Raw genomic sequence first — 25,183 nt, forward strand, 5'->3', positions numbered from 1 at the left:
CCATCTGATCGAGACCATCAAGCTGGCCGGCGGCGACCCGCACCGCGCGCTGATGGTCGGCGATTCGCAAACCGACATCGACACGGCAAAAGCCGCCGGCATCCCGGTGGTGGCGGTCGATTTCGGCTACACCGACCGCCATGTCCGCGAATTCGAACCCTCGGCTGTCATTTCGCATTTCGACGCCCTGACGCTCGATCTGGCGCAAAAGCTGATCGCCGCTGCCGGAAACTGACCGGAAAGCGCCGGCGTCGCGTCGCAGACATGGCTGTGAGGGCAGCAAATCCGATACTCTTCAGAACGCCGGACACCGCCTTGACTTCCCGCACCTGCCTCCCTTATATCGCGGCTCGCTTGGCCTTCGGGCAACGAGCGGGCGATTAGCTCAGCGGGAGAGCACACCCTTCACACGGGTGGGGTCGCAGGTTCAATCCCTGCATCGCCCACCATCGGCTTTCCTGAAATTGCTGGATAATTTACTCGGCGCCTATCGGGCGGTTTTTCGGTTTCTGGCGCGCACTTGGCGCGCAAAACCCGAAAATCCCCCTGGGATGGCGTAATACTAGCCCAGCCGGTCAACTGGTTTTCCGGCCCGGATAGCGTTCCCGCTTGCCCACACGAGAGGCTCATTGGCTACCGCCCACCATCATTTTATTGAGCGCCTTGGCGGCGCCCTCGATGTGCGCAGCTGTGAGAAATCCGGCGCGCTCCTAGGCAAGAAACCGCACTGTCGTTAAACCGGGCATCATTGGCTGCGGCGATTGCGCTGCTACGGTTCGGGTGACCCATGTTCGCGAAGAAGACCGTTTTCATCGTTGGCGCTGGAGCCAGCGCGGAGGTTGATTTGCCGATGGGCGATGCGCTGAAGGAGCGTATCGGCAAGGCCGTGGGCTTTACCTTTCCGGACGGCTTCAATCCGGCTTCAATCCGAAAGATGGAAATCTGGCTATTTATTGGGCCGTTAAGGAACATCTCAAGCAGTTGGACGTGCGAGATTCTAATCCCTGGTGGCGCGCAGGCCAAGCTATTAAAGCCGCAATGCCGCAAGCCATCTCCATTGACAACTTCATGCACACCCACTCCCATGATGAAAACATCATCCTCATGGGCAAGCTCGGGATTGCCGTCTGTATCCTGGAGGCCGAACGGACTTCCAGCCTTCGCGGCGACAAGGACCGAGATGGAAAACTGAATTACGGCTCAATCAAAGAGAGCTGGCACGCGACCTTCGTCAAGATGCTTCTGGAAAACACCCAGGCAAAGGCCATCGACAGCCTTTTTGACAACGTGAGCTTCATCACGTTCAACTATGACCGCTGCATTGAACTTTATTTGGAAAAGGCCCTGCAAAACTACCTGCTCATATCGGAACAGGAAGCGCACAAGGCCGTGAACAAGCTGACCGTTATCCACCCCTACGGGCAGGTAGGCAGTCTACCGTGGCAACCAAGCGGCCGGGTTAAGTTCGGTGCCGAACCGCAGGCAACCGAGCTTCTAGAAATAGCGAGGCAAATTCGGACCTTCACCGAGCGCGTAGAAGACGAAGCGATGATGGCAAGAATTCACAGCCTTATCGCGGAGGCCGAACAAGTGATTTATCTCGGGTTCTCTTATGGGACGATGAACTTGGAGCTGTTGACCGTCGCGGGCAAGGCGAAAAGGAAGTCTGTCGTCCTAGGCACGACCATCGGGATAGCGGAGCCAAATCGCAACGTCATTGCCAGCGACATTCAGAATTCGATAGGTCCGGACTACGTGTCTATCGGAAAAATCGCCCTCCCTGCACTGACGTGCAACGACCTATTGCACCAGTATTGGAGGGTGATTGCGCGGTGACTAACTTCCGCGATACCGACAGGTCCGCTTCGTACGCTAGCCACTGATACGTAGTCGCAGTAATGGAAAGTGGCGGGATAGTCGCCGTGCATGGACTCCTGTTGATGCGTCCAAGCTCTGCACTGCCCCGGTCGCGCCGCGATCAGCGCTTCATCGCGTGCAGGATGGCCTGCATGTGCTCTTCCAGGTCGAGTTCACCCCGAGCCTCGGCGGTCAACAGGTAATCGGCCTTGGCCCGGCGGTCGCCTCGGCTGATCGCCGGATAGGAGCAGATGGCCAGCAATGCTTCCTGTTCAATCCGGTCTGCCCTCTTGCGTTCGTGGTTGCTGCTGCCCGCTTGATGAACAACCCTGTGAAGCTCGACATAGGTGGCTTCATGGGCTCCGATCAGCGCCCGCAATTCGGGTGAGGCCCCTTCCCCTTCGGCAAACGTCGGTTCAACGACCGAGGCCGCGGCGGTGAACGCAAGAAGTGTACGGCGGGTGATTTCGGGCATGCCTTATATCCCTGCTCTCTGATCATGCAGGGACACCATAGCACCGGCGCAACGGTTCGAAGAGACGCTCCGGGGCGCGGCCACACTGTCTGCTGACAAAATGTATTCGCTTCCGCAGCCCGCCCTCCCAGCAGCCGGTGTGGCCTTAAGTCGCAATGATTGGCTTGCGAAAGCAGGGTTTCGGGACTTCATTGACACTGCGATCATCACCATATGGTGATCCACAGCCCTCCAAAACGAGAGAAGCTCGCCTTGACGCGGTCGCATTGCGGCCGTCAGCCGGCAAAGGCTATAAACCAGGAACCTGAAAAACCATGCCTGAAAATATCAGACCGATTTCGAAAGACGTCCCCCTCATTCAGCTAGGCGTCTATCAGTGCCGCTTCCCGGTAAGCGAAGACCGGTCGGTACCCGGCGGTTATCGTTTCTGTGCCGGGCCAACTTCGGCGGATCGCGTCTATTGCGATCACCACCACAGCATCGTGACCGCCGTCGACCCTCGTCGAACCCGTTCAGGTCTCCACCCCGCTCAACGACGCGCTGCGTAAGTCAAGCGGGCGGCAGTCCCTCATTCGGGCAGCTGCAAATCGGCAGACCAAATCGTCATCTGTTCCAGCTGCGGAACAAACCGGCGCGCCAGCGAGTTTCTGTCCGACGAAACTTGAGGGAAAGCCATGTCCAGATTTCTGCTGACGACAAGCGTCGCCGTTCTTCTCGCCTGCGCGCCGGCCTTGGCTGCGGACGACAAGCCGCTGCCGCCGCCCAATGCCAAGAAGCTGTCGGAGATCATCGCCAAGGTCGAGCAGCGCGACGGCTTTCGCTATGTGGACGAGGTCGACTGGGACAGCGGCGCCTACACCGTCACCTATTACACGGCGGACAAGGCGAAGGTCGAAATCACCTATGATCCTGTGACGGCGGAGCCGAAATAGGGTTCGTTGCATCAAATTAGCCAGCCTTTCCCGGCGCCGGCGCCGCCCCTCACCTGCCTGCCGGCATCCTCTCCCCGTATAGTGACGGGGAGAGGGACGCTGTCATCGCCCATTTCGCCAGTCACCAGCGTTGCAAGGATGGCGCCGGCGTTTGCGGCCAGCCCCTTCTCCCCGTCACTATACGGGGAGAAGTGCCCGGCAGGGCGATGAGGGGCAGCACTGACTTCGGCGATTGATGGTTTCCGCCACAAGTCGGACTTGGTCCGAAGCGATTGCCCTTGCCAACCGTCGCATCCCCTTGCGTCAGTCTCGCTTTGATGGCTGACTGTCGCGACGCGGGCCGCATTGGGGGATGGGGATGGCGACGGCAAAGCACGTGATGAAGCGCATATTGATGATGTTGGCCGGCTACTTCGTGTCGGTGCTGGTCGGCCTGATCGCCATCGCGGTGATCTATGGCGTGCTCAGTTCCTTGCCCAACGCGCCCAATTATTTCGATGCCATGGGCGTTTCGCCGATCGCGGTGCTGCTGGTGCCGCCGCTCGGCATGTTCGTCTATTTCCTGACGATCGTGGTGACCGCGCTGCAGACGTTGATCTTCGCGCTGATCGCCGAGTTCTTCTCGTTGCGCAATGTCCTGCTGCACATGGTTTTCGGCGCCGGCGCCGCGGTCGGTGGCTTCGCCCTGATCTGGCCGAGCGCACCGGAGGATATGGACCCGGAGCGTTGGCTCGACATCGGCATCATTGCCGCCGCCGGGCTTGTCGCCGGCTTGCTCTATTGGCTGATCGCCGGGCGGGACGCCGGCTTTCGGCGGCCGTTGTTCGAGCGCTAAAATTAACTCGACGGCGAGCGCACCGCCTCGGTGGCGTCCAGGGCCTGCTTCAGCCGCGAGTCGCGGTCGTAGACGTCGCCGAAATATTCGACCTTGCCGGACAGATCAGGCCAGGCGGTGAAATAGGCGACATAGACCGGGATCGTGCGTGTCACGTTCTCGGTCGCGTGGCCGTGCTTCAGCTTCTCTGCGATATAGTCCACGGAGGTACCAAGCACCGCCGCCGCCATGCCGCGCGGGTCCTGCAGCCGCACGCAGCCATGGCTGAGCGCGCGCATATCCCGCTGGAAGAATGATTTCTGCGGCGTGTCGTGCATGTAGATCGCATGCTTGTTGGGGAACAGGATCTTCAACTCGCCCAGCGCGTTGGCCTCGCTCGGCTGCTGGCGCACGCTGTAGGGGATGTTCGAGCCATAGCCGCCCCAATTGACCGCCGACGAAGGAATGCGCTTGCCGCGCGAATCCGTCACCTCGTAGCCGGCCCGGTCGAGATAGCCCGGATCGTTGCGCAATCTCGGCAGCATCTCATTGACGATGATCGACTGCGGCACGCCCCAATAGGGATGGAAATCGACCTGCTTGATCTGGTCATAGAAGAAGGAGGTCTGGTTGGTGGTCCGGCCAATGACGACACGCGTCTTGAGCTTTTCCTCGCCATTGTCGATGTAGCTTGCGGTGAAGGCCGGCTGGTTGATGAAGACGCGCGGGCTGCCGAGATCGGAGGGCAGCCAGCGCAGTTCCTCCAGCGCCACTTCCACCTTCAGTAATTTGTCGGCCTTGGATGTTCCGGCCAGCGTCGCGACGGTGCGCGGGCCGATGACGCCATCGCCCTTCATGCCTGCCTTTTGCTGCACGGCCTTGATGACCGGGACCAGTTCCGGATCATAGACGTCGCTGGTGGCCAGCCTGGACAGGATCTCGCCATAGGCACCGCCCATCTCGTCATCGAGATTGCCCGCGATCAGGGTCAGCAGCTTCGGCAATTCGGCGCTGGTTTCGCCCGGCTTCAGCAACAGTTTGGGGTCGACGACGATTTCGTTTTCCGCACTGGCCTGCAGCGCTTCCAGTTCAACGCGCAGCGCCTGGTATTCCGCATTCTGCGGGTGCCGCGACTCGAGATAGGTGCGCACCTGCTGGGTATGAGCCAGCGTTTTCAGCACGCCTTGCAGATCGAGCGGCTTGGCCGGGAAATCATAGTAGCCGGTCATGCGGTTGGGATCGACGCGGCCGTTCTGGGCGTCGCGGGCATAGCGCAGCACGCGCGCCGACAGTGCCATCTCGAAACGGACGAGTTCTTTCAGTTGCGCAGTGGCATCGGCCGGCGATGCGCCGGCAGCGGGAACTTCCACCGTATAGTCGGCGGGCGTGAGGCCATAGCTTGAAGCCTCGCCAAGCACCCGCACCGCATCCTGCGCACGGCTGTTGAGGCTGGTTCCGCTTACCCAGATGAAATCCGGATTGGCCGCGTAATAGGCGATCAGCGCCTTGGCGATGTCGGGCTCGGCCAAGAGTTCGTAGTCGCCCAAGCTGGCAACCGCATCACGAAACGCGGCACCCGTAGCCGACGGAACGAAGGCGGCGTCCTGCGGTGTCGCCGGCGCCGGCGTCGCGGCCAATGCCGAGAAGTCGACGCGAACCAGCCGGTCGGCCTTGTAGGTGTAGTAGGATGGGCTGCTGATTTTCACATTGCCGCCGCCGCCGCCGGACACTTTCGGCTTTGGCTTGTTCTTCGGCGGCGGGGGCGGAAACTCGCCTTTCGGCGCATGCTTGACGCCGCCGCCGAAAAGCATGTCGAAGAGCCCCTGCGCGCCTGCCTGGGGTACACCGAAAGCCAGCGTTGCCGTGATTGCCAGCAGCGGCATCACGGTTGCTTTGTTTCCGAGGAATTTCATGGATCACCCGCTCCGGCCGCAACCGGTTCCCGTTCCGCACGCTAGATCGTCCCGCTCACCGCTTGGCGGATGTAAGGCGCGACTATACTGATTCATACCGATTTCGTTAAGCTTTCATAAATTTTGGAAAGCCTGTTGCAGAACGGTTTCACAAGATCGTGACGGCTGGCGCGGAGGGTGGTTCCGCCCCAGCCGGAAATCCGTCGGGATCAGGCGTTGGCGCCGCCATCGATGGTCAGCGCGGCGCCGGTGACGAAGCGGCCTTCCGGGCCTGCGAGCCAGGCGACCATGCCGGCAATGTCCTCGGCCTTGCCGAAGCGCGGTGTCGCCATCTTCCGGCGCTGGTGCTCGGCATGCGGGCCGTCGGCCGGGTTCATGTCGGTGTCGGTCGAGCCTGGATGGACGACATTGGCAGTGATGCCGCGCGGGCCGAGGTCGCGCGCCAGCGCCTTGGTCAGGCCGACCAGCGCCGCCTTGCTGGCTGAATAGGCCGTGAGGCTGCCGTCGGTGGCCCGCTCGGCGAGGTTGCTGCCGATCGAGATGATGCTGCCGCCCTCACCCATATGGGCGGCCGCGGCCTTGGAAGCGATGAACGGGGCCCTGAGATTGACCTCCATGGTCTCGTCGAAATCGGCGAGCGACAGCGTGTCGATTGGGGCGGCGCGCCAGATCCCTGCGCTGTTGACCAGGATGTCGAGCCGGCCGAAGGCGGTTACGGCGTCGTCGACCGCCTTGTCTATGGCGACTGCGTCGCGGTTGTCGGCCCTGATCGCGATGGCGCGGCCACCCTTGGCCTCTATCTCGGCGACAACAGCGCGGGCCTGTTCCTCGCCATGCACATAAGTTAGCGCGACATTGGCGCCATCGGCGGCCAGCCTCCGCGCAATCGCCGCACCAATGCCGCGACTGCCGCCGGTGACGAGCGCGGCCTTGCCGTTCAACTTGCTGGAAGACATCGAATACTCCTTTTATGTAATGATCGATACATAAATATTTGCCAGCCTTGCCCGCTGGCGTCAACTGGATTATGTATCGATCAACACAGAAAAGAGCACCATGTCGGAACGAGGCCGTCCCCGCACCTTCGATCGAACCGCAGCCCTGCGCCGCGCCATGCAGGTTTTTTGGGCGCGTGGTTACGAAGGCGCATCGATGAGCGAGCTGACCGCCGCCATGGGCATCAACTCGCCCAGCCTCTATGCCGCCTTCGGCAGCAAGGAGGCGCTGTTCCTGGAGGCGACGGATTTTTACTCGGACACCGAGGGTGCCGACATCTGGCTGGCATTGGACGAGGCTGCGACCGCGCGGCAGGCGATCGAACAATTCCTGTGCCTGACGGCGAAAGCCTATGCGCAGAGCGATCGCCCGCAGGGCTGCCTGATCACGCTGGGCGCACTGCATCAGGATTCGAGCCGCGGCGCCATCTGCGCCGATCTGCGCCGTCGTCGTGCCGAAAACCATACCGCCCTGCAAAAACGTCTCGATCGCGGCGTTGCCGAGGGCGAACTGCCGGCGGATTTCGACACAAGTGCCGCAGCGACTTTCTTCGCCACGGTTCAGCACGGCATGTCGATCCAGGCCCGCGACGGTGCATCGCACGATGCCCTGCTGGCAACGGTGGCCGGTGCGATGGCTGCCTGGAAGACGATGGCCGGCGGCGACGCGGCGTGACAAACGCCGGCCGGTGTGCTCGAAATCCGCCAGCAAGGCCGGGAGGGATGAGAGCGTGAAAAAGGGTTATCGCGAGCTGCTGGACGAGGCGAACGCCGTGATCGAAGTGATTTCGCCGGAGGAAGCGGCCGGGCTGCTCGACGATGAAGACACCATCTTCGTCGATCTGCGCGATCCCCGCGAAGTGGAACGGGACGGCCGGATTCCGGGCGCCAAACATGTCACGCGCGGCATGCTGGAATTCTGGATCGACCCCGAAAGCCCTTACCACAAGCCGTTCTTCGCCTCGGGAAAGAGCTTCGTGTTCTTCTGCGCCGGCGGCTGGCGCTCGGCCCTGGCAACAAAGACGGCGCAGGACATGGGCCTTTCGCCGGTCAAGCACATCCTTGGCGGCTACACCGCCTGGAAGGCCTCCGGACTGCCGGTCGAACCCGGCGAGAAGAAGAAATAATCTCGACCGCCGCTCAGTGCAGCAGCAATGGCTCGCGATGCGTCACGAAGCCGACCGCGCGTTCGACCACATCCTTGTCGGTAAGAATGCGGCGATGGCCGAGCCCGTCGGCCCAGTAGAGCCGCACATGGCCGCCGGCGCCGGCATAGCGCCTTGCATGATCGGCCGAGACTTCGCGATCGTCCGGCGCGTGGATGACCAGGGTCGGCACCGGCGCCTGGGCAAGCTGGCGGTCGCCGGTGAATTCGTGCAGCGGCCGGCCGGAAAGATGCTCGACCCGGTCCGCCATGGCGGCTTGCGAGCGCGGGCCGACATTCAACATATGACTGAAGTCGGCAAAGATCGCCGGCAGGGAACTGGGCGCCGCGATCAGCACCAGGCGTCCGGCCGCCAGCGGCGGGATGTTCTTGACCGAACCGGCGATGGCGTTGGCGGCGACGGCGCCGCCGAAGGAATGGCCGACCGCTGCGGCGAAGGGGCCGAACCATTCGCCGGCAACCCGCACCGCATCCACGGCATTGACCATGTTCAGGCGCCGGCCCTGCGACTGGCCGTGGCCGGGCAGGTCAAGCGAAACGACCCTGTAGCCGGCGGCGCGATAGCCTTCGATCAAGGCGCGCATATATTCGGTGCGCGAGCGCCAGCCATGGACGACGAGCACCGTGCCGGCGACCGCCCTGCCCGGCTCGGGCCGGAACTCGTGCACCATGACGCAGCCGGTCGCGGTCTTCAGCCGGTGATGACGCGCCTCGGTCATGAACCCGGCCGCACGCTCGACAGCGCGGCGCTCGCCATCGCTGAGCGCCTTGACATTCGGGGTGCGGCAGAACAATTCGAACGCCGCGCGTCCGCTAAGCCGCGGCGCGACACGCTCGGCCGCACCGAACACGCCCCGGATGACCTTCAGCCCGAATGATGCCATAGTGAGAATCCATCCATACGTTCAAGCATGAACATAATAGTTCAAAGATGAACAATAAACAAGAGCTGCCTTGGGACAACCCGCGTTTCCGCAACTGGGTCGCGGTGGCGCGCGCCTGCCATGTGCTTGAGCGCACGCTGGCGGTGAAGCTGGCGCCGCTCGATTTGAAACCGGCGCAGCTCGACGTGCTGATGAACCTCTATCGCCACCCCGGAATGTCGCAGCACGATCTTGCCCGCAAGTTGCTCGTCGGCCGCTCCAACATCACCATGCTTTTGCCGCAGCTGGAAGCGCGCGGCCTGCTGCGCCGCGAAGGCGACGAGAAGGACAAGCGCATCCTGCGGCTCGCGCTCACCGAGGCCGGCGAGGCGCTGCTGATGCAGGCGCTGAAAGTGCATATGGCGCTGATCGAGAAGGCGATGAGCCAGTCGACGCCGGAACAATGCGACATGATCGGCGAGCAGATGCGCAAGATCTATGATGTGCTAAAGGAGGCGTAGCAGCCCCTTTCAGCCCAAACTACCACATCGTCTTCTTCGCCCGTTCCGGCCATTCCTTGTCGTAGGTCTCGCCGTCGATGGTCTTGCGGCTGGTGATTTCGAGGATCTGTCCGGGCGTCGGCAGCGACTTCGGGTCGATATGCCTTGCTGGGTTCCAGAGCTCGGAGCGGACGATGGCGCGGGCGCATTGGAAATAGACCGAATCGATGTCGACGACGGTTACCGATCGCGCCGCCTTGCCGTCCACCGTGAATGATGCGCACAGCGCTGTATCCGTGGTGATATGAGCGCGACCATTGACGCGCAGCGTTGTGCCGGAGCCCGGCACCAGGAACAGCAGGCCGACGCGTGGGTCGCGGATGATGTTTTTTAGCGAATCGGCGCGGTTGTTGCCGCGACGGTCGGGCATCATCAGCGTTTTCGGATCATGGATGCGCACGAAGCCGGCGAGATCGCCGCGCGGCGAACAGTCCAGCCCCTCCGGTCCGCTGGTTGCCAGCGCGACAAAGGGCGAGGCTTCGATGAAGGCGGCATATTCGGGAATGACGTGGTCGAGTTCCTTGACCAGCGAGGCCTCACCTGGAACGCCATAGAGCGCCTCGAGCTGCTCGACCGTGGTGATGACGGACATGTTTTCGCCTCCAAACCTTTGCCGGCGCTACGCCATCTCGATGACGTTTTGACGACAGCGAGGGGAATGAATCTAATGGTCCCGGCTCAGGCCCTTTTCCGCAAGCTCCGCGAGATAGGCTTTCCAGCGCGCATCCCTCTCGTGGCCGAGCGTGTGCAGATAATTCCAGGTGAAGATGCCGGTGTCGTGGAAATCGTCGAAGGTGATGCGCACGGCGTAGTTGCCGACCGGCTCGATCTTGAGGATCGCCACATTGCGCTTGCCGGGAACCGTCACCCGCTGATCCGGCGAATGGCCTTGTACTTCGGCCGATGGCGAGGCGACGCGCAGCAGTTCCGCCGGCAAGTCGAACGGATGGTGATCGGGAAAGGTGACTGACAGAAGTTTGCGGTCCTTGGAGACCCTGAGCTCTTTCGGTGCGGTCATGCTGTTGGATCCCGTCTCATCCACCCTTCCCTACGCCGCTTCGCCAAACGGGAAAAGGCCTGATGAGACCGACCGACATGCGATGTCGGCTGAGAGATGTTACCAAAGATCGAGAGGCACTATCTTGAACAGCAGGCCGGATCGTATCACATAGCGGTATATAACGAAGCCATTCACGGCCACGGGAAGCGCTTGAAGCATGGACATGATTGATCCTTTCGGCCGCACGATCAGCTATCTCCGCGTGTCGGTCACCGACCGCTGCGATTTCCGCTGCACCTATTGCATGGCCGAGGACATGGCCTTCCTGCCGAAGAAGGACCTGCTGTCGCTGGAAGAACTCGACCGGCTGTGCAGCGTCTTCATCGAAAAGGGTGTCAGGCGACTGCGCCTCACCGGCGGTGAGCCGCTGGTGCGCAAGAACATCATGCATCTGGTGCGCCAGCTGTCGCGGCATCTCGCCAGCGGCGCGCTGGAAGAGCTGACGCTGACCACCAACGGCTCGCAGCTGTCGCGCTTTGCCGCCGAACTCGCCGATTGCGGCGTCAAGCGCATCAACGTGTCGCTCGATACGCTCGATGCCGACAAGTTCCACAAGATCACCCGCTGGGGCCATCTCGACAAGGTCATGCAAGGCATCGATGCCGCGCAGGCGGCGGGGCTGAAGGTCAAGCTCAACGCGGTGGCGTTGAAGGATTTCAACGACGCCGAGCTGCCCGAGATGATGCGCTGGGCGCATGGCCGTGGCATGGATTTGACGGTCATCGAGACCATGCCGATGGGCGAGATCGATGCCGACCGTACCGACCAGTATTTGCCGCTGTCGCTGCTGCGCGCGTCGCTGGAACGCCAGTTCACGCTGACCGACATTCCCTTCAAGACCGGCGGTCCGGCGCGCTACGTCCAGGTCGCCGAGACCGGCGGACGGCTCGGCTTCATCACGCCGATGACGCATAATTTCTGCGAAAGCTGCAACCGCGTCCGGCTGACCTGCACCGGCACCCTCTATATGTGCCTGGGCCAGGAAGATGCCGCCGACCTGCGCGCGCCCTTGCGCGCCTCGGAAGGCAACGAGCTGGTCGCCGAAGCAATAGACGAAGCGATCGGCCGCAAGCCCAAGGGCCACGACTTCATCATAGACCGCCGCACCAGCCGGCCATCGGTGTCGCGCCATATGAGCGTCACTGGCGGCTGATCTTTTCGCCGATCTGTGCAAGACTTGCCGTGTGGTCATCGACTTCAGGGCAAGACATGCGGCAGCTCTTTTCAATCGGGACGTTCTTCGCTGCGATCGCGGCGAGCGCGGCAATTGCCGCGCCGTTCACCTATGTGAACGATCGCTTCGGCACCGTCTGCACCTTTCCCGACGATGTCTTCACCGATCGCCAGCCGGAGCCCGACAATGGCGACGGACAGGAGTGGATGAGTGCCGATGGTGCCAGCCTGATCTGCTCGGGCATCCTCAATATCGACGACGATACGCCGAAGGGTTTTGTGGCGGCCGAAAAAGCCAGCGATGAAGCCGGCTACAAGATCACCTACAGCAAGGCCGGAAAGGACTGGGCCGTGCTGTCGGGCCTGAAGGATGGAAAGATCTTTTACGAGCGACGTCTGTTTGGGAAAGACGGCATCATCCGCACGGTCTGGGTCGACTACCCGCCGGCGCTGAAGTCGAAATACGATCCGCTGGTCGGCGCCATTGCCGGCAGCCTCAAGGGGCCGTGAGCATTTCGGACAATACCTCAGAAAAAGTCTTGTTTGCGAACCGTAGCCGGATTTACCGCCAGCAGGTTCCGGCCTATGCGTTCGCCCTGGGACGGTTTTTCATCCAACGGGGGGATACATCATGCGCAAACTTGTTCTTTCTCTAGCCTTGCTTGGTGTCGCGGCCATGCCCGCGGCGGCGCAGTCGATCGGCGGCACCTATACCGTCGCCGGCACCAATTTCGACGGCTCCGCCTATGGCGGCGAAGCCACCATCACGCTGACCAGCGGGACGACCTGCGCGATCCATTGGGAAACCGGCGGCTCATCCTCCGACGGCATCTGCATGCGCAACGATGATGCCTTCTCCGCCGGCTATGTCATGGACAAGGACATCGGCCTCGTCGTCTACAAGGTGGCGGCGGATGGTTCGCTGCACGGTCTGTGGACGATCGCCGGCAAGGAAGGCAACGGCACCGAGGTGCTTACACCGAAGAAGTAAGTTCGCCATCGCGGGCGATATTCCGGCCACAAACAAGGCTGTGGCCCAGTCCTTTGCTGTTGCTGTTTCATGTCCGACTGTTACAGGCTGGCTGCCTAAAGCGCGTCACGCTTGAACGGATTCAGGCGACGCGCTTCAGGTCTTTGTTTCCTATGCATGTCGTTTCCCCAAAACCGAGATCACTTTTGGGCGACATGCATAAGCAGAACCGGTAGCCGTCTTGCCCCTGTCACCAAATCTTCGCGGCGCGTTGTTCATGATGGTGGCGATGGCCGGCTTCACCCTCAACGACGCCATCACCAAATACTCGTCGCAATCGATGAACATGGCGCAGGTCATGTTGATCCGTGGGGCTTTCGCTTCGCTTTTCGTCGGCTTGCTCGCCTGGCAGCGCGGCGCTCTCTCGCGCCCGGGCTCGATGCTGCAGCCTCTGGTCGCCTTGCGCGTGATCAGCGAGGCCGGCGCAACGGTGAGTTTCCTCGTCGCCCTCGCCCATCTGCCGATCGCCAATGTTTCGGCGGTGCTGCAGGCGCTGCCGCTGGCGGTGACGATGGGAGCGGCACTTGTCTTTGGCGAGACTGTCGGCTGGCGGCGCTGGCTGGCCATCGCCATCGGATTTGCCGGCGTGCTGATCATCGTGCGGCCGGGCTTCGAAGGGTTCAGCATCTACTCGCTGTCGGCGCTGGCCAGCGTCGCCTGCTGTGCGGTGCGCGATCTCGCCACCAAGCGGATTCCCAAGGCCATTCCGACATTGCTGGTGTCGACGGCAACCGCGCTTGCCATGACAATCGTCGGCGCGGCGCTGTTGCCGGCAATGGGCGGCTGGACGCCGATGACGGGGGACAGCACAGCCCTGTTGGCCCTTGCCGCGGTGCTGGTGCTGATCGGCTACCAATTCATCATCATGGCGATGCGGGCGGGCGACATCTCCTTCATCGCGCCGTTCCGCTACACGGCCCTGATCTGGTCGATCCTGCTTGGCCTGTTCATCTTCGCCGATATCCCTGACCTGCCGATGATCGTCGGCGCCACCATCATCATCGGCTCCGGCCTCTATGCGCTCTACCGCGAGCGCGTGGCCGGCCGGCGAAAGATCGTCGCTGAAAGCACGGGGCCGAGCATGGTGCCCGACGGAATCTAGCCGGGTCATTTGAAGGTTCTTGCGATTCCCGGCGGCTGGCGTACAGGCTCCATGGCATGAAGCGAGACATTGCGGGGATCATTCTGGCCGGTGGCCAATCAAGACGGATGGGCGGTGGCGACAAGAGCCTGTTGCCGCTTGGCGATGGCTGCCTGCTTGACCATGTCGTGTCGCGCTTCACCCCGCAGATCGAATCGCTGGCGCTCAGCGCCAATGGCGATCCTGCACGATTCCTGCGCTTTGGACTGCCGGTGCTTGCCGACAGCGTGCCCGGCTTTGCCGGCCCGCTTGCCGGGATCCTGACCGGCCTCGAGTGGGCCGTTACCAACACGGCCTGCAAGGCGGTCGTCAGCGCTGCCGGCGACACGCCCTTCCTGCCGCTGGACCTTGTGGCACGACTGGCGGACGCCACCGATCAACGTCCAGATTCGATCGCTGTCGCTTGCTCGGCCGGCAAACGGCACCCGACCTTCGCGCTCTGGCCGACGGACTGCTGCGACGCATTGCGGCACTTTCTGGTCGACGAGGACAACAGACGGGTGTCGGCTTTCATCGACCGGTACGGTTTTGTCGAGGTGGAATTCCCGATTCCGCCATCGGCGGGGATCGACCCCTTCTTCAACATCAACGAGCCGGACGATCTTGTCTCTGCCGAGCGTCTGTTGCAAAGCATGAAGCCATGAACAGACGCGTCTTCGGCATCACCGGCTGGAAGAATTCCGGCAAGACGACTTTGACCGAAAGGCTGGTCGCCGAGCTTGTCCGGCGCGGCTGGAAGGTGTCGACGGTGAAACACGCCCATCATGACTTCGACATCGACAAGCCGGGCGCGGACAGTTTTCGCCACCGGCAGGCCGGCGCCACCGAAGTCGCGATCGTCTCCGGCGTTCGCTGGGCGCTGATGCACGAGCTGCGCGGCGAGGATGAGCCGACATTGGAGACTGTCTTGTCGCGGCTTGCCCCCTGCGACCTCGTGCTGGTCGAAGGCTACAAGCGCGAAGCCCACAGCAAGATCGAAACCCGCAGGTTGGATGCGAAGGACCGCACGCCGCTTTCGGCGGAGGATCCCAACATCGTCGCTGTTGCCGCCGATTTTGCCATTGAAGGCGAGCTGCTGCCGGTATTCGATCTCGACGATGCAAAATCGATAGCCGACTTTATCGAGCGCACCACCGGGCTCGTTGCTTGAGCGCTGACGCAACGGCAGAATAGCCTTGCCCATTTTTACGGTTTTGCAGTTGCTTTTTTCTTGGAAAGAGTGGGAGTATCGCGCCAGCGGGCGGTCAAAAGCACCGCCCCACAGAGCCGTTCGGAACCACGGCCGGGAGCATAAAGAGAGGACTATCATGCGTATTGCACTGCGTATCGCGCTCGCCGCATCGGCCGCGCTGCTGACGCTCGGCGTCGCCCAGGCCCAGGAAAAGACCCTGAGGATCGGCACCGAAGGCGCCTACCCGCCCTTCAACAACCTTACCGCCGATGGCCAGCTGGTGGGCTTCGACATCGACATTGCCAAGGCGCTTTGTGATGAGATGAAGGTCAAGTGCACCTTCGTCGCCCAGGATTGGGACGGCATCATTCCAGCCCTCCAGGCCGGCAAGTTCGACGCCATCGTCGCCTCGATGTCGATCACGCCGGAGCGCAAGGAGAAGGTCGACTTCTCGAACAAATACTACAACACGCCATCGGCGCTCGCCGTGCCGAAGGACAGCACGCTGAAAGGCGTGACCAAGGAAGATCTCGCAGGCAAGACCATCGGCGTCGCCACCACCACGACGCATTTCAACTATGCCTCGAAGACCTACACCGACAGCACCGTGAAGGGTTATCCGAGCAGCCCTGAGGAGCAGGCAGATCTTGCCAATGGTCGTCTCGACGCCATCGAGGACGATATCGTCGTGCTGCAGCAGTTTCTGGATTCGCCTGACGGCGCCTGCTGCAAGATCCTCGGCCAGCCTTCGCCGCAGCCGGTCGAGATCTTCGGGCCTGGCGCCGGCATTGCCGTGCGCAAGGGCGAGACCGACCTGGTCAACAAGCTCAACTCGGCCATCGCCGCCATTCGCGCCAACGGAAAATACAAGGAAATCAACGACAAGTATTTCAAGTTCGACGTCTACGGCGCCGAGTCCTGATAAGCCAGGTCAAGACGGCGGGGAATTTCCCCGCCGTTTTTCTATTCGTCTTGGGAACGCCGTGGGGATAAGACCGGTCGATGCCAGCCCAGAGCATATGGACACTTCTCAGTTGGGGACCCGAAGGCTGGCTTGACGATATTGCCTATGGCGCACTGATCACCATTGCGCTTGCGCTTGCCACGCTGCCCATCGGATTGACGATCGGCTTTTTCATTGCACTCGCCAAGCAGTCCGAAGAACCCTCGTTGCGCCTTGCCGCCAACATCTACACCACCGTCTTTCGCGGCCTGCCGGAGCTGGTGACGCTTTTCCTGTTCTTCTTCGGCATGCCGATCCTGCTGCAGCATCTCGTCAGGTATTTCCGGCCGGACACCACCATCGACGTCAACAGCTTCGTCGCCGGCATGATCGTGCTTGCGCTGATCTTCTCGTCCTATGCCAGCGAGGTTTTTCTGTCGGCCTTTCGCGCCATTCCCAAAGGCCAGTATGAGGGCGGCTATGCCATCGGTCTTTCGAACTGGCTGACCATGCGCAAGGTGATCGTGCCGCAACTGCTGCGCATCGCATTCCCCGGCCTGGAGAACTGCTGGCTCAGCCTGCTGAAGGACACGTCGCTGGTGTCTGTCGTCGGCCTGGCCGAGACGCTGCGTAACGCCAGCATTGCCGCCCGCGTCACCAAGCACGCTTTCCTGTTCTTCGGCGTCGCCTCGCTGGTCTTTCTTGGCCTGGCCGTCCTGTCGTCCTTCGCCACCAGTGCTATTCTGCGCTCGCTTGGCCGGCGGGAGGCGCAGCGATGAGCGCCGCGGCCACCCTGGTCGAACGTCCCCCGCCACGGGCGCGCGGCTGGCCGCGCGGGCGTATCGTCGGCTACGCGCTGGTCTGCCTATGGATTTTGTTCGGCATTGGTATCGTCAGCTATCTCTTCCTTGCCTGGAATCCCGATTTCTTCGCCAAATATGCGCCTGCCTATTTGCGAGGGCTTGGGGTAACGCTCGCGCTGGTTTCCATATCGATGGTGCTCGGCGCGATTCTGTCGGTGCCCGTCGCTTACGGGCGCATGTCCAAGAACCGGATCCTGTCCGGCCTCGCCTATTGCTACGTCTATTTCTTCCGCGGCACGCCGCTGCTGGTCCAGACCTATCTGGTCTATTACGGATTGGGCTCGTTCCGCGCCGAACTCCAGTCGGTCGGCCTCTGGGATTTTTTCAAGGACGCGTTCAATTGCGGCGTCTTTGCCTTTGCGCTCAACACCGCTGCCTACCAGGCCGAGATTCTGCGCGGCGCCATCGAGAGCGTGCCAAGAGGGCAATGGGAGGGAGCGGCCTCGCTTGGCCTGCACAAACTGCAGACCTTGCGCAAGATCATCCTGCCGCAGGCCTTGATCGTCGCCTTGCGGCCCTATGGCAACGAACTGATCCTGATGGTCAAGGCTTCCGCCATCGTCGCCATCATCACGGTCTATGATCTGATGGGCAATGCCAAGCTCGCCTTCGCCAACTCGTTCGACATCCAGGCCTATATCTGGGTCGCCCTCGTCTATCTGGTGATGGTCGAGATATTGCGCCATGGCGTCGAATGGATCGAGCGCCGGATCACCGTTCACCTGAAACGCTGACTATTTTCAATTCAGCTGCACCAGTCGATCCTGCCCTGCGCATCTTGACGAATTGCGCGCAGAGCCTAGACGTCTCGCAGCAAATTCCGTTTCCATTCTGAAGGGCAGGCTCATGGCATCTGTTGCATTTCTCGGTCTTGGCGTGATGGGCTATCCGATGGCCGGGCACTTGAAGAACAAGGGCGGCCATGACGTCACAGTCTACAACCGCACCAAGGCCAAGGCCGAGCAATGGGTTGGCCAGCATGGTGGCAGCCTTGCGGCGACGCCGGCGCAGGCCGCGGAGGGCAAGGATTTTGTCTTTTCCTGTGTTGGCAATGACGACGATTTGCGTTCGGTGACGACCGGTCCGGAAGGCGCCTTCAAATCGATGAAGAAGGGTTCGGTCTTCATCGACAACACCACGGCCTCGGCAGAGGTCGCTCGCGAGCTGGCGGCGGCGGCGCAAGCCGGCGGGTTTTCGTTTCTCGACGCGCCGGTCTCGGGCGGCCAGGCCGGCGCCGAGAATGGCGTGCTGACCGTCATGGTCGGCGGCGAGCAGGACGCTTTCGACAGAGCGAAGCCTGTCATCGACGCTTTTGCCCGCATGGTCGGCTTGATGGGGTCGGCCGGTGCCGGCCAGCTCACCAAGATGATCAATCAGATCACCATCGCCGGTCTCGTCCAGGGCTTGGCCGAAGGCATCCATTTTGGCAAGAAGGCCGGGCTCGACATCGAGAAGGTGATCGAGGTGATTTCCAAGGGCGCCGCGGGCTCCTGGCAGATGGAGAACCGCCACAAGACGATGAACGCCGGCAAATATGATTTCGGCTTCGCCGTCGACTGGATGCGCAAGGATCTCGGCATCTGCCTGGCCGAGGCCGACCGCAATGGCGCCAGACTGCCGGTCACCGCACTCGTCGACCAGTTCTACAAGGATGTGCAGGCGATGGGTGGCAAACGCTGGGACACGTCCTCGCTGCTCGCCCGTCTCGAAAAATAGGTTTCTGCGGTGGCAGAGCTTTCGCCTCAGTCCAGTGTCGCGGAAATCGTCGCCCATCTTCGCGCTATCGGATCGGAGGAGAACCGCCTCGGCATGTTGCGCTACGGCATCAAGATCGACCGTGCGCTTGGCATCTCGCACGGCATGCAGCGGCAGATCGCCAGGAAGATCAAACGCAACCACGAGCGCGCCTTCGAGCTATGGGACAGCGGCATCATGGAGGCGCAGTTCATTGCCTCCGTCACGGCTGACCCAAAACGGTTTTCTGCTGGAGATGCAAGACGATGGGCGGCGAGTTTCGACTCCTGGGACATCGTCGACGGCGTCTCCGACCTCTTTGTCGATACGGACGCCTGGAAGGAACTGATCGGCGAGTTCGCGGCGGACGAGCGGGAATTCGTTCGGCGCACGGCCTTTGCCATGATGGCCTGGTCTGTCGTCCACCGGAAGAAGGAGCCGGAGACGACCTTCCTCGCCTTCCTGTCGATCATCGAAGCGCATGCCACGGACAGCCGCAATTTCGTGAAGAAAGCCGTCAACTGGGCGCTTCGGTCGATCGGCAAACGATCGATGGCCATGCAAAGTGCTGCCCTTGCTGTCGCCGAACGACTGGCGCAGTCGGCAGACAAGACGGCGCGCTGGATCGGCAAGGACGCCGTAAGGGAGCTGACCAATGCCAAGACGCTCGCGCGGATCGCCGCCAGAAAAGGCTGACGGCGCGGAAATCCGCTTTCCGACGTGACCGGCTCGAGCGTTGACGTCTTTCGCAGCTGCGTCTTTACTTCAGATTCAAAGGAAGCGGCCGATGAGCAATCCTCTAAAATCAACGATGGTGCTCGCAGCTGCGTTGTTTGTGTCCGCTGCTGCCGATGCCTCGGCCGAGACCGCGCACATATTCTGGAAGGATCTGCGCCCGGCTACGCAATCCGCCGCCGAAAACGTCGGACTGCCGATGATCGCGGCAAAATTGCCCGACCATGGCGAGACGCTGTCCCTCAACCTGCAGGACAAAAGCATTCAGCTAGCCGGCTACGCATTGCCGGTCGATCGCGACGGTGATCTCGTCTATCAGTTCCTGCTGGTACCCTGGACGGGTGCTTGCAGCCACATGCCGACGCCGCCGCCCAACCAGATCGTTCTGGTCACGCCGGCCCGACCCTACAAGATGTCCGAGACCTATCAGCCTGTCGCGGTCACCGGCGCGCTGAAGCCGGACATGGAGAAGAGCCAGTTGTTTATCCTCGACGGCGTCAGCGTCATCCAGTCTGGGTACAGCGTCCGCAAGGCAGACGTGGTGAGCGTCGACACGGTGCCGGATACAATCACGCTGCCGATGAACTCACCCTGGAGTTTCCTCAACAAAAAGAAGAACTAAGCAGGGCAGCCTAATGCAGCTCAGGCAGCGTTGGCACCCGATTCCTTGTCCAGCACCATGTAGTCGAGCGGGATTTCGGTCGTGTACTTGATCTGCTCCATGGCGAAGGACGACGACACGTCACGGATTTCGATCTTGGCGATCAGCCGCTTGTAGAAGGCGTCATAGGCGGCGATGTCGGGCACCACGACGCGCAGGAGATAATCGACGTCGCCGCTCATGCGGTAGAACTCGACCACCTCGGGAAACTCCTGGATGACTTCCGAGAAACGCCGCAGCCATTCATGGCTGTGCGAATTGGTGCGGATCGACACGAAGACGGTGACGCGCACATTGACCTTTTCATGGTCGAGAATGGCAACGCGCCGCTTGATGACGCCCTCCTCCTCAAGCTTCTGGATGCGCCGCCAGCAAGGCGTCGTCGACAGCCCGACTTTCTTGGCGACATCGGCGACCGCGAGTGTCGCGTCCTCCTGCAAGAGGCGGAGAATTTTTCTATCGAGGCGATCCATATCGTGCTCCCAAGGGAATAGATTGCCTATACTCTGCCTTATTCATGCCTTTCACAAGAAAGAAATTCTGCTGATCAGGCAAAAAGCGAGTGATTTCTTGCTGAAAGGTCAGCCGAGGCGATAGCGGATTTCCGAACGCAGAAAAGGCAGCAAATCCATTTCAAACCATGGATTCTTCTTCAGCCAGCCGGTGTTGCGCCACGAGGGATGCGGCAGCGGCAACACTTTCGGACCGAGGGAATTCTCCCAGATGGAGCGCCACTCCATGACCGTTTCGGTCAGGGAGGGCCGGCGCGCCGCACCCATGTGCCAGGACTGCGCGTAGATACCAATCGTCAGCACCAGATCGATCCGTGGCATCGAGGCCATCAAAGGTGCGCGCCAGGCCGCCGCGCATTCGCGTCTGGGCGGCAGGTCTCCCCCCTTGGCATCCTGGCCGGGAAAGCAGAAGCCCATCGGGACGATGGCGAATTTTTCGATGTCGTAGAATTCGTCGCTCGTAACACCAAGCCAACTGCGCAAGCGATCGCCGGAGGCGTCGGTGAATGGCATGCCCGACAGATGCACCTTGGTGCCGGGCGCCTGGCTGGCGATCAGGATGCGGGCGCTGGAGGAAGGGCGCAGCACTGGTCTTGGCTCATGCGGCAACGGCTTGCCGGCCGGATTTTCCACGCAGATGCGGCAGGCGCGGACCCTGGCGACGAGGTTTTCGAGTTCGGCAGTCATTCTCAGGCTGATGCGCTCGGCCGGCTGGAGACGGCCTGATGCCAGCGCAACACATTCGCGCATTCATCCGGCACCTTGATGCGTGCCGGCTTCATGAAGTCGACAGCGATCAGACCGGTGATGTCGGCGATCGAATAGCTGTCACCGGCGATGAACTCCCGGCTGCCCAGTTCGCCGTCCAGCAGCCCGAGGAACGCCACGGCCTTCGGCTTGTTGGCCTCGCCCCATTCGGGGACCTGCGGGATTTCCCATTCCTTCATGGCCGGGTGGATGTGCCGGAAAGCCTGCGTAACGCAGCTGAGCAAATTGAATTCCATCCGCCTCTGCCACATCTCGACCTGCGCCTTGCCGAGTGCGCCACGCCCGAACAGGGCCGGTTCGGGATGCAGTTCCTCGAAATAGCGGCAGATGGCGACGGATTCGGTGATGACGGTGCCGTCGTCGAGTTCCAGCACCGGCAGGCGTTGCAAGGGATTGCGCGAGCTGACCGCCTGTTGCCTGTGTTCCAGCGCCCCCATGTCGACGGGCACCTGCGGAACCTCGATGCCTTTCTCGGCCAGGAAAACGCGGACCCGCCTGGGGTTGGGCGCCCGGCCACCGTCGAAGAGTTTCATTCCATCCTCCTGTTCGTTCTCGGTTCCAGTTCCAGGACGCGCATCACCAGAAGCGAAAAATCTCGCGCACGGCATCGCCGATCGACGCCAGTGTGCCGTGCTTCTTCTCGACGACTTCGCCGTGATGGCTGTCTCGCCAATCCTGCGGCTGATCGAACGTTCCCGCCCAGATGCCGGCCTTTCCCGCGCGGGCGATGGCTTCCTCGCTCTCGAAGTCGCCATAGGCAACCGCCCAGCCCGCCTCGACCTGCGCGCGGTTGAGATCCTTGCCGCCGGCTGTGCAGTCGCCGAGCAGCCGGCCATAACGATCACGCTGCCAGCCGGTACAAGAGACGGGCTTGCCGGCGATCAGGCGAACGAGCGACTGACGCGCAAGCGTGCCGCAGGAGTAGTCCGCGCCGTTCTTGCGGCAGGTCTGCGTATATTCCGGAGCATCGATGCCGCGCATGCGGATGCGCTCGGTGCCAAGCGTGATCGAATCGCCGTCGTTGATGATTGCCACGCCTTGCGTCTTGCGTGTCTCCACCCGGTCGAGGCGGGCCGCCAGCAGGATCAGCAGTCCGAGGATGATGACGGCAAGCCCGTAATCCACCAGCCGGCGCCACAGGCTTCTGGGGCGCGCAACGTATCGCCGGCGCGGCCTCGGCGACCATGAACGGCTCATATGGCAAACGGTTGGTTAATCATTCGAACGTAGCTTAACACTTGGAAACCGCTGCTCGCATAAATTGAAGTTTTGATGCCCTTGCAACGCTCGAACACAGCGGACAAGTTCATTGTGGACCGCAGGAAACGCCATCGCAACAGCGATGTCGCGCGCGCGGTGCGCAAGACGCGCGACCGTCTTTCGCAGCAGGCCGGCAATCCCGATTTCGATCGTGAACTGCTGAAGCTGCATGCCCGCGCGATGACAAGCGGCGCCATCGCCATCCCGCTTCTCGTGCTGGCGATGGCTGCGGGCGGCCGGCTGGCCGGAATCGGCAACGAGATCGGGCTTTGGGCCCTGTTCACCCTGACCTGCTACACCATCGTTGCCTTCATGGCGCGGCGCATCGAGCGTACTGAAGCTTCCGAGCTCAACCCTTTGCAAGCACGACGGGAATTCCTGATCGGCCATTTCCTGTGCGGTCTCGGCTGGGCATGGTTCGTGTGGCTTGGCTGCAGCGTCTGCGAGGTCGATCCGTTCCACATCGTCAAGGCCGTGGTGCTGTTGTTCGCCATGGCGGCGACCGCGGTGATGACCTCGTCTCTGCGCGGGGCGCTGCTGGCGACCTTTGCCGTTCCCGTGGCGCTCTACGCCTATGCCGGCGTCAAGCTATGGATGCCGGTCGAGGCGATCATGGCCGCGCTGCTGGTCGTGTCGCTGCCGTTCTTCGCCTATGTGGCCCGTCATCTCAACCACTCGTCCCTGATGATGTTGTCGTTCCGCTCCGAAAAGGATGCGCTGATCGCCGAACTGGAGACGGCGAAATCGATGTCGGACGAGGCGCGGCGGCGGGCCGAGGACGCCAATCTGGCGAAATCGCGGTTCCTCGCTTCGATGAGCCACGAATTGCGCACGCCGCTCAATGCCATTCTCGGTTTTTCCGAGGTGATGTCGAACGAGGTGCTGGGTCCGATGAGCAATCCCACCTATCGCGACTACGCCCATGACGTGCACGAATCCGGCCAGCATCTGCTCGACCTGATCAACGAGATTCTCGACCTGTCGCGCATCGAGGCCGGCCGCTACCAACTCAACGAAGAGCCGGTGATGCTGCTTGGTATCGTCGAGGACTGCTGTCACATGATGGAGTTGAGGGCGCGCAACAAGGATATCCGGGTCGTCCAGGATTTCGAGCACGAGCTACCGCGCCTTTTCGCCGATGAACGGGCCGTGCGGCAGATCACGCTCAACCTTCTGTCGAATGCCATCAAGTTCACGGCTACCGGCGGTGAAATCCGTGTCCGCGTTGGTTGGACCGCGGGCGGCGGACAATACATTTCGATCAAGGACAACGGACCGGGCATACCGGAAGACGAGATCCCGATCGTGCTTTCCGCCTTCGGCCAGGGCTCCATTGCCATCAAGAGCGCCGAGCAAGGCACCGGCCTTGGCCTGCCGATCGTGCAAGGGCTGCTCGCCATGCATGGCGGCGAGTTCGAACTTCATTCCAAGCTGCGCGAAGGGACCGAGGCGATCGCCATCTTCCCGCTCAGCCGGGTGATGGAGGAACTGCCAGCACTGCCGACCGCGGCGGTGGCGGCTCGGCGGCGGTAAGCGTCGCGGCGGACTGTGTCGATGGTCAGCAAGAAAGACGGCACCCCACGATGGCAGAAGGTGACTGGCATGTCGGTGGCACAGAGATCAACTCGGACCGCCTTCGCTTGAGGCTGTTTACAGCCGACGACGCTGAAGACCTCTTTGTCGCCATCACTCCCGCCATCACCCGTTTCATGCAGTGGGAACCACCTCGATCACTGGCGGCCTTTGCCGAAGTATGGCGATCCTGGCTGGCGCCAATCCAGGACGGATCGGATTTGCACTTTGTTGTGCGTGCCTTGGCGGACGATCGCTGTCTGGGACTTGTCGGCCTTCATGCAGCGAAGACCGTGTGTCCCGAACTCGGGATCTGGATCAGGGAAGACGCTCAAGGAAACGGCATTGGCCAAGAGGCAATTGCTGCTGTCGCGGAGTGGGCCTCCGAGGCACTCGAACCGGACTGCTTCGAATATCCGGTTGCGGAAAGGAACGTGGCCAGCAGAAGAATAGCGGAACGCCTTGGAGGCGTAATAGTCGGCAGCCGCTCCAACGCAAAATACAACGCTGTCGTCTATCGCATTCCCAATCTCCGGCGCTAGCAGGTCAAGACTCTAAGCGCGTACCGCCGCAGCCATGCCCGAACTGGTCAGCGCGGCGGCCTTGACCAGACCCGCGGCAAGGGCGGCCCCTGCCCCTTCGCCATGGCTGATGCCCAAATCAAGCAACGGGCGCAGCCCGAGCCGTTGGGCGGCGTGTGCATGCGCGGGTTCGGGCGACAGGCTGGCCAGAAGGCAATGATCGAGCGCGGCGGGATTGGCGGCATGCAGCACCGCTGCGGCTGCCGTGGCGGCCAATCCGTCGAGCAGCACCGGGATCTTCTGCATCCGCGCGGCAAGGATGGCGCCGGCGATTGCTGCGAATTCACGGCCGCCGACCCGGCGGAGCGCCTCGAGCGGGTCGCCGAGATGGCCGCCGTGAAAGGCCAGCGCCGCATCGACCACGTCGGCCTTGCGTGCCTGCATCGCCGCATCGGCGCCCGACCC

Annotated in this window: 32 protein-coding genes and 1 tRNA gene; 22 read left to right on the forward strand and 11 right to left on the reverse strand. The window is 61.9% G+C overall.

The window, feature by feature from the left end; all coding sequences use genetic code 11:
* The 3 genes from EN943_RS16875 to EN943_RS16885 form a co-directional block, all read left to right on the forward strand.
* The coding region (locus tag EN943_RS16875; RefSeq protein WP_164778226.1) for an HAD hydrolase-like protein at positions 1–235 on the forward strand (235 nt) is incomplete at its 5' end.
* Between the two features lie 139 nt (positions 236–374).
* Positions 375–449: transfer RNA gene (locus EN943_RS16880), tRNA-Val, on the forward strand.
* 589 nt (positions 450–1,038) lie between these two features.
* Positions 1,039–1,836: a hypothetical protein gene (locus EN943_RS16885; protein WP_206522774.1), complete on the forward strand. Its 798-nt coding sequence runs from the start codon at positions 1,039–1,041 to the stop codon at positions 1,834–1,836.
* A 142-nt stretch (positions 1,837–1,978) separates the two neighbouring features.
* Here EN943_RS16885 and EN943_RS16890 read toward each other — a convergent pair whose 3' ends face one another.
* The gene (locus tag EN943_RS16890; protein WP_127413671.1) at positions 1,979–2,332 is read right to left on the reverse strand and encodes a hypothetical protein; all 354 of its coding nucleotides are present in this window, start codon (positions 2,330–2,332) and stop codon (positions 1,979–1,981) included.
* Between the two features lie 674 nt (positions 2,333–3,006).
* Here EN943_RS16890 and EN943_RS16900 point away from each other — a divergent pair.
* Together EN943_RS16900 and EN943_RS16910 are read left to right on the forward strand one after the other, a co-directional pair.
* Positions 3,007–3,264: a PepSY domain-containing protein gene (locus EN943_RS16900; protein ID WP_127413673.1), complete on the forward strand. Its 258-nt coding sequence runs from the start codon at positions 3,007–3,009 to the stop codon at positions 3,262–3,264.
* A 352-nt stretch (positions 3,265–3,616) separates the two neighbouring features.
* Positions 3,617–4,099, forward strand: coding sequence for a hypothetical protein (locus EN943_RS16910; RefSeq protein WP_164778227.1), 483 nt, complete (start codon positions 3,617–3,619; stop codon positions 4,097–4,099).
* Between the two features lie 2 nt (positions 4,100–4,101).
* On the opposite strand, the gene EN943_RS16915 is transcribed toward EN943_RS16910, so the two are convergent.
* Both EN943_RS16915 and EN943_RS16920 read right to left on the reverse strand, forming a co-directional pair.
* Positions 4,102–5,991, reverse strand: a complete 1,890-nt coding sequence (locus EN943_RS16915; RefSeq protein ID WP_127413676.1) for a murein L,D-transpeptidase — start codon at positions 5,989–5,991, stop codon at positions 4,102–4,104.
* A gap of 209 nt (positions 5,992–6,200) precedes the next feature.
* Positions 6,201–6,947, reverse strand: a complete 747-nt coding sequence (locus EN943_RS16920; protein WP_127413678.1) for a 3-oxoacyl-ACP reductase family protein — start codon at positions 6,945–6,947, stop codon at positions 6,201–6,203.
* Between the two features lie 100 nt (positions 6,948–7,047).
* Between EN943_RS16920 and EN943_RS16925 the strand changes: the two genes are divergently transcribed.
* Both EN943_RS16925 and EN943_RS16930 read left to right on the forward strand, forming a co-directional pair.
* On the forward strand, positions 7,048–7,662 hold the full coding sequence (locus EN943_RS16925) for a TetR/AcrR family transcriptional regulator (RefSeq protein WP_127413679.1): 615 nt from the start codon (positions 7,048–7,050) through the stop codon (positions 7,660–7,662).
* 55 nt (positions 7,663–7,717) lie between these two features.
* Positions 7,718–8,113 (forward strand): rhodanese-like domain-containing protein, encoded by a 396-nt coding sequence (locus EN943_RS16930; RefSeq protein ID WP_127413681.1) that lies wholly within the window; start codon positions 7,718–7,720, stop codon positions 8,111–8,113.
* A gap of 13 nt (positions 8,114–8,126) precedes the next feature.
* On the opposite strand, the gene EN943_RS16935 is transcribed toward EN943_RS16930, so the two are convergent.
* A complete protein-coding gene (locus EN943_RS16935; protein ID WP_127413682.1) occupies positions 8,127–9,035 on the reverse strand; it encodes an alpha/beta hydrolase in 909 nt (302 codons plus the stop codon).
* 47 nt (positions 9,036–9,082) lie between these two features.
* Here EN943_RS16935 and EN943_RS16940 point away from each other — a divergent pair, with 47 nt between their 5' ends.
* Positions 9,083–9,535, forward strand: a complete 453-nt coding sequence (locus EN943_RS16940) for a MarR family transcriptional regulator (RefSeq protein ID WP_023813960.1) — start codon at positions 9,083–9,085, stop codon at positions 9,533–9,535.
* 19 nt (positions 9,536–9,554) lie between these two features.
* Here EN943_RS16940 and EN943_RS16945 read toward each other — a convergent pair whose 3' ends face one another.
* Positions 9,555–10,166, reverse strand: coding sequence for a pyridoxamine 5'-phosphate oxidase family protein (locus tag EN943_RS16945; protein ID WP_127413684.1), 612 nt, complete (start codon positions 10,164–10,166; stop codon positions 9,555–9,557).
* A gap of 72 nt (positions 10,167–10,238) precedes the next feature.
* Positions 10,239–10,592, reverse strand: a complete 354-nt coding sequence (locus tag EN943_RS16950; RefSeq protein ID WP_127413685.1) for a DUF971 domain-containing protein — start codon at positions 10,590–10,592, stop codon at positions 10,239–10,241.
* 199 nt (positions 10,593–10,791) lie between these two features.
* Between EN943_RS16950 and moaA the strand changes: the two genes are divergently transcribed.
* From moaA to EN943_RS17010, 12 genes are all read left to right on the forward strand, one after another.
* The gene (gene moaA, locus EN943_RS16955) at positions 10,792–11,787 is read left to right on the forward strand and encodes a GTP 3',8-cyclase MoaA (RefSeq protein ID WP_127413687.1); all 996 of its coding nucleotides are present in this window, start codon (positions 10,792–10,794) and stop codon (positions 11,785–11,787) included.
* Between the two features lie 56 nt (positions 11,788–11,843).
* Complete coding sequence (locus EN943_RS16960; protein ID WP_127413688.1) at positions 11,844–12,317, forward strand: hypothetical protein; 474 nt, start codon at positions 11,844–11,846, stop codon at positions 12,315–12,317.
* 121 nt (positions 12,318–12,438) lie between these two features.
* On the forward strand, positions 12,439–12,798 hold the full coding sequence (locus EN943_RS16965) for a hypothetical protein (protein WP_127413690.1): 360 nt from the start codon (positions 12,439–12,441) through the stop codon (positions 12,796–12,798).
* Positions 12,799–13,018: 220 nt separating this feature from the next.
* The gene (locus EN943_RS16970) at positions 13,019–13,939 is read left to right on the forward strand and encodes a DMT family transporter (protein WP_127413691.1); all 921 of its coding nucleotides are present in this window, start codon (positions 13,019–13,021) and stop codon (positions 13,937–13,939) included.
* A gap of 56 nt (positions 13,940–13,995) precedes the next feature.
* Positions 13,996–14,622 (forward strand): molybdenum cofactor guanylyltransferase MobA, encoded by a 627-nt coding sequence (mobA, locus tag EN943_RS16975; protein ID WP_127413693.1) that lies wholly within the window; start codon positions 13,996–13,998, stop codon positions 14,620–14,622.
* A complete protein-coding gene (gene mobB / locus EN943_RS16980; RefSeq protein WP_127413694.1) occupies positions 14,619–15,128 on the forward strand; it encodes a molybdopterin-guanine dinucleotide biosynthesis protein B in 510 nt (169 codons plus the stop codon). Before mobA ends, mobB begins: the two co-directional genes overlap by 4 nt.
* A 157-nt stretch (positions 15,129–15,285) precedes the next feature.
* Entirely contained in the window at positions 15,286–16,071 is a 786-nt protein-coding gene (locus tag EN943_RS16985; protein ID WP_127413696.1) for an ABC transporter substrate-binding protein, read from the forward strand.
* Positions 16,072–16,151: 80 nt separating this feature from the next.
* Complete coding sequence (locus tag EN943_RS16990; protein WP_127297297.1) at positions 16,152–16,871, forward strand: ABC transporter permease; 720 nt, start codon at positions 16,152–16,154, stop codon at positions 16,869–16,871.
* On the forward strand, positions 16,868–17,689 hold the full coding sequence (locus EN943_RS16995) for an ABC transporter permease (protein WP_127413697.1): 822 nt from the start codon (positions 16,868–16,870) through the stop codon (positions 17,687–17,689). The genes EN943_RS16990 and EN943_RS16995 overlap by 4 nt, the downstream gene beginning before the upstream one ends.
* A gap of 112 nt (positions 17,690–17,801) precedes the next feature.
* Positions 17,802–18,671: an NAD(P)-dependent oxidoreductase gene (locus EN943_RS17000; RefSeq protein ID WP_127413699.1), complete on the forward strand. Its 870-nt coding sequence runs from the start codon at positions 17,802–17,804 to the stop codon at positions 18,669–18,671.
* 9 nt (positions 18,672–18,680) lie between these two features.
* On the forward strand, positions 18,681–19,385 hold the full coding sequence (locus EN943_RS17005) for a DNA alkylation repair protein (RefSeq protein ID WP_127413700.1): 705 nt from the start codon (positions 18,681–18,683) through the stop codon (positions 19,383–19,385).
* 91 nt (positions 19,386–19,476) lie between these two features.
* Entirely contained in the window at positions 19,477–20,046 is a 570-nt protein-coding gene (locus tag EN943_RS17010; protein WP_127413702.1) for a DUF3299 domain-containing protein, read from the forward strand.
* 20 nt (positions 20,047–20,066) lie between these two features.
* Here EN943_RS17010 and EN943_RS17015 read toward each other — a convergent pair whose 3' ends face one another.
* From EN943_RS17015 to EN943_RS17030, 4 genes are all read right to left on the reverse strand, one after another.
* Complete coding sequence (locus EN943_RS17015) at positions 20,067–20,558, reverse strand: Lrp/AsnC family transcriptional regulator (protein WP_006205209.1); 492 nt, start codon at positions 20,556–20,558, stop codon at positions 20,067–20,069.
* 108 nt (positions 20,559–20,666) lie between these two features.
* Positions 20,667–21,347, reverse strand: coding sequence for a uracil-DNA glycosylase family protein (locus tag EN943_RS17020; RefSeq protein ID WP_127413703.1), 681 nt, complete (start codon positions 21,345–21,347; stop codon positions 20,667–20,669).
* Positions 21,287–21,898, reverse strand: coding sequence for a glutathione S-transferase (locus EN943_RS17025; RefSeq protein WP_127413705.1), 612 nt, complete (start codon positions 21,896–21,898; stop codon positions 21,287–21,289). Before EN943_RS17025 ends, EN943_RS17020 begins: the two co-directional genes overlap by 61 nt.
* A 43-nt stretch (positions 21,899–21,941) precedes the next feature.
* Positions 21,942–22,562, reverse strand: coding sequence for a thermonuclease family protein (locus EN943_RS17030; protein ID WP_127413707.1), 621 nt, complete (start codon positions 22,560–22,562; stop codon positions 21,942–21,944).
* Positions 22,563–22,637: 75 nt separating this feature from the next.
* Between EN943_RS17030 and EN943_RS17035 the strand changes: the two genes are divergently transcribed.
* Together EN943_RS17035 and EN943_RS17040 are read left to right on the forward strand one after the other, a co-directional pair.
* Positions 22,638–24,158 carry a HAMP domain-containing sensor histidine kinase gene (locus tag EN943_RS17035; RefSeq protein WP_127413709.1) on the forward strand — a complete coding sequence of 507 codons (1,521 nt, stop codon included), beginning with the start codon at positions 22,638–22,640 and terminating at the stop codon, positions 24,156–24,158.
* A 50-nt stretch (positions 24,159–24,208) separates the two neighbouring features.
* Positions 24,209–24,739 (forward strand): GNAT family N-acetyltransferase, encoded by a 531-nt coding sequence (locus EN943_RS17040; protein ID WP_127413710.1) that lies wholly within the window; start codon positions 24,209–24,211, stop codon positions 24,737–24,739.
* Between the two features lie 12 nt (positions 24,740–24,751).
* Here EN943_RS17040 and EN943_RS17045 read toward each other — a convergent pair.
* Positions 24,752–25,183, reverse strand: a 432-nt coding sequence (locus EN943_RS17045; protein ID WP_206522775.1) for a nicotinate-nucleotide--dimethylbenzimidazole phosphoribosyltransferase, incomplete at its 5' end; no start/stop codon positions are given.

The organism is Mesorhizobium sp. M7A.F.Ca.US.006.01.1.1 (genome assembly GCF_003997935.1).
Lineage (GTDB): Bacteria > Pseudomonadota > Alphaproteobacteria > Rhizobiales > Rhizobiaceae > Mesorhizobium.

What these genes read in the sequence shown, in the direction of transcription:
- EN943_RS16885 (WP_206522774.1), top strand. Translation starts at nt 1,039, where the DNA reads ATGCCGCAAGCCATCTCCATTGACAACTTCATGCACACCCACTCCCAT.
- EN943_RS16890 (WP_127413671.1), bottom strand. Translation starts at nt 2,332, where the DNA reads ATGCCCGAAATCACCCGCCGTACACTTCTTGCGTTCACCGCCGCGGCC.
- EN943_RS16900 (WP_127413673.1), top strand. Translation starts at nt 3,007, where the DNA reads ATGTCCAGATTTCTGCTGACGACAAGCGTCGCCGTTCTTCTCGCCTGC.
- EN943_RS16910 (WP_164778227.1), top strand. Translation starts at nt 3,617, where the DNA reads ATGGGGATGGCGACGGCAAAGCACGTGATGAAGCGCATATTGATGATG.
- EN943_RS16915 (WP_127413676.1), bottom strand. Translation starts at nt 5,991, where the DNA reads ATGAAATTCCTCGGAAACAAAGCAACCGTGATGCCGCTGCTGGCAATC.
- EN943_RS16920 (WP_127413678.1), bottom strand. Translation starts at nt 6,947, where the DNA reads ATGTCTTCCAGCAAGTTGAACGGCAAGGCCGCGCTCGTCACCGGCGGC.
- EN943_RS16925 (WP_127413679.1), top strand. Translation starts at nt 7,048, where the DNA reads ATGTCGGAACGAGGCCGTCCCCGCACCTTCGATCGAACCGCAGCCCTG.
- EN943_RS16935 (WP_127413682.1), bottom strand. Translation starts at nt 9,035, where the DNA reads ATGGCATCATTCGGGCTGAAGGTCATCCGGGGCGTGTTCGGTGCGGCC.
- EN943_RS16940 (WP_023813960.1), top strand. Translation starts at nt 9,083, where the DNA reads ATGAACAATAAACAAGAGCTGCCTTGGGACAACCCGCGTTTCCGCAAC.
- EN943_RS16945 (WP_127413684.1), bottom strand. Translation starts at nt 10,166, where the DNA reads ATGTCCGTCATCACCACGGTCGAGCAGCTCGAGGCGCTCTATGGCGTT.
- EN943_RS16950 (WP_127413685.1), bottom strand. Translation starts at nt 10,592, where the DNA reads ATGACCGCACCGAAAGAGCTCAGGGTCTCCAAGGACCGCAAACTTCTG.
- moaA (WP_127413687.1), top strand. Translation starts at nt 10,792, where the DNA reads ATGGACATGATTGATCCTTTCGGCCGCACGATCAGCTATCTCCGCGTG.
- EN943_RS16960 (WP_127413688.1), top strand. Translation starts at nt 11,844, where the DNA reads ATGCGGCAGCTCTTTTCAATCGGGACGTTCTTCGCTGCGATCGCGGCG.
- EN943_RS16965 (WP_127413690.1), top strand. Translation starts at nt 12,439, where the DNA reads ATGCGCAAACTTGTTCTTTCTCTAGCCTTGCTTGGTGTCGCGGCCATG.
- mobA (WP_127413693.1), top strand. Translation starts at nt 13,996, where the DNA reads ATGAAGCGAGACATTGCGGGGATCATTCTGGCCGGTGGCCAATCAAGA.
- mobB (WP_127413694.1), top strand. Translation starts at nt 14,619, where the DNA reads ATGAACAGACGCGTCTTCGGCATCACCGGCTGGAAGAATTCCGGCAAG.
- EN943_RS16985 (WP_127413696.1), top strand. Translation starts at nt 15,286, where the DNA reads ATGCGTATTGCACTGCGTATCGCGCTCGCCGCATCGGCCGCGCTGCTG.
- EN943_RS16990 (WP_127297297.1), top strand. Translation starts at nt 16,152, where the DNA reads ATGCCAGCCCAGAGCATATGGACACTTCTCAGTTGGGGACCCGAAGGC.
- EN943_RS16995 (WP_127413697.1), top strand. Translation starts at nt 16,868, where the DNA reads ATGAGCGCCGCGGCCACCCTGGTCGAACGTCCCCCGCCACGGGCGCGC.
- EN943_RS17000 (WP_127413699.1), top strand. Translation starts at nt 17,802, where the DNA reads ATGGCATCTGTTGCATTTCTCGGTCTTGGCGTGATGGGCTATCCGATG.
- EN943_RS17010 (WP_127413702.1), top strand. Translation starts at nt 19,477, where the DNA reads ATGAGCAATCCTCTAAAATCAACGATGGTGCTCGCAGCTGCGTTGTTT.
- EN943_RS17015 (WP_006205209.1), bottom strand. Translation starts at nt 20,558, where the DNA reads ATGGATCGCCTCGATAGAAAAATTCTCCGCCTCTTGCAGGAGGACGCG.
- EN943_RS17020 (WP_127413703.1), bottom strand. Translation starts at nt 21,347, where the DNA reads ATGCGCGAATGTGTTGCGCTGGCATCAGGCCGTCTCCAGCCGGCCGAG.
- EN943_RS17025 (WP_127413705.1), bottom strand. Translation starts at nt 21,898, where the DNA reads ATGAAACTCTTCGACGGTGGCCGGGCGCCCAACCCCAGGCGGGTCCGC.
- EN943_RS17030 (WP_127413707.1), bottom strand. Translation starts at nt 22,562, where the DNA reads ATGAGCCGTTCATGGTCGCCGAGGCCGCGCCGGCGATACGTTGCGCGC.
- EN943_RS17035 (WP_127413709.1), top strand. Translation starts at nt 22,638, where the DNA reads ATGCCCTTGCAACGCTCGAACACAGCGGACAAGTTCATTGTGGACCGC.
- EN943_RS17040 (WP_127413710.1), top strand. Translation starts at nt 24,209, where the DNA reads ATGGCAGAAGGTGACTGGCATGTCGGTGGCACAGAGATCAACTCGGAC.